Raw genomic sequence first — 1,361 nt, forward strand, 5'->3', positions numbered from 1 at the left:
AGGAATATTCGAATTTAAGAAGGCTAACCAACAAAAAAATCCTTTATAATGGAAGTACAGGTGGTTCCTGTCCCAATCCAATCATAAAGGATAACAGCTATGGACAAGAATACACTAATTTCATCATTTGGTAAATGGATTTCACCTTTAAATAATAAAAAGCTTATGGAACACGTTAGCGAATTGAAACAGGATTACTATACTAAGAAGCTGACTACGGAAGCCTATATCAAACTTCTTCTTTTTGCCCAGTTACATGAATGCCAAAGCCTCGAAGAAATGAGCGATGCACTCTTAGATGAAGATCTGCAGAAAGCACTTGGCTTTGAATCAATCAGTGCTTCTCAATTATCCAGAAAGAATAATGAGATCAATCCGACTATTCTTTCCCATTTATTCTTAGATCTTGTGATGAAAATCAGGCAATTTCACTTTGGATGCAACAAGAAAACACCCTTAAAAATCATTGACTCAAGTACATTGCCCTTGAACTTAAACCATTATAAATGGGCGAAATTTCGTAAAACAAAAGCGGGTGTCAAACTCCATTTACGACTTGTATTCATGGATAAGGACACCGTTTATCCAGAAAAAGCAGTGATTACAACAGCGGACGAACATGACAGAAATCAGCTTGAAGTCCTTGTCGACAGTAAGGATGCCCTGTATGTGTTCGACCGTGGGTATGTGGACTATGAGCGTTTTGATCGGATGACCGACGATGGCTATTTCTTTGTTTCACGATTGAAGAAGAACGCCGTTCTTCGCGACGTTCATACGTTTTCACTTCCAGAGGATTGTCCGGTTTTATCTGATAAAATGGTCTACCTCGGCACCACACAAAATCGTACAGAAAATGTCTTTCGTGTTCTTGAAGTCGTGGATACAAAAGGGAACGCACTTCGATTAATCACGAATCGCTTCGATTTATGTGCTGAAGAAATCAGTGAAGTTTACCGATCACGTTGGGCAATTGAACTTTTCTTCAAGTGGCTTAAGCAGCACATAGAAATTAAGCATTTTTATGGAATGAGTGAAACGGCTGTGCACAATCAAATTTTCTTGGCACTCATCACCTACTGCTTAAATGTACTGATTCAATTAGAGATGAAAAGTAAGAAATCGCTGCTTCGTATCACACGCTGGTTAAAGAGAGCACTTTGGAAACCATCTCATATGTGGGTGCGCAAGTTTGACGAACGTTCCAGTCCTTAAAATATTAATTGTCGCTGTAGCTCCGGATTAATTGTATATTTTTACCAAATGGACAGTGCCACCTTTCTTCGAGTTTTAACTTTTTGGCATAAATTCACGAACGGTTATAAATTGAAAATTCGGACTATATTTATGCAATGCTAATG

The 1,361-nt window shown here is 38.4% G+C and carries 1 protein-coding gene; it reads left to right on the forward strand.

Going from position 1 to position 1,361, the window contains the following annotated elements; all coding sequences use genetic code 11:
* Positions 1-99 precede the first annotated feature (99 nt).
* Positions 100-1,215, forward strand: coding sequence for an IS4 family transposase (locus AA84_RS0112055; protein WP_028977408.1), 1,116 nt, complete (start codon positions 100-102; stop codon positions 1,213-1,215).
* Positions 1,216-1,361 lie beyond the last annotated feature (146 nt).

This window comes from Sporolactobacillus terrae DSM 11697 (assembly GCF_000648615.1).
GTDB classification, from domain to species: Bacteria; Bacillota; Bacilli; order Bacillales; family Sporolactobacillaceae; genus Sporolactobacillus; species Sporolactobacillus terrae.

Excerpts from the sequence above, each read along its gene's own strand:
- AA84_RS0112055 (WP_028977408.1), top strand. The coding sequence starts at position 100 with ATGGACAAGAATACACTAATTTCATCATTTGGTAAATGGATTTCACCT.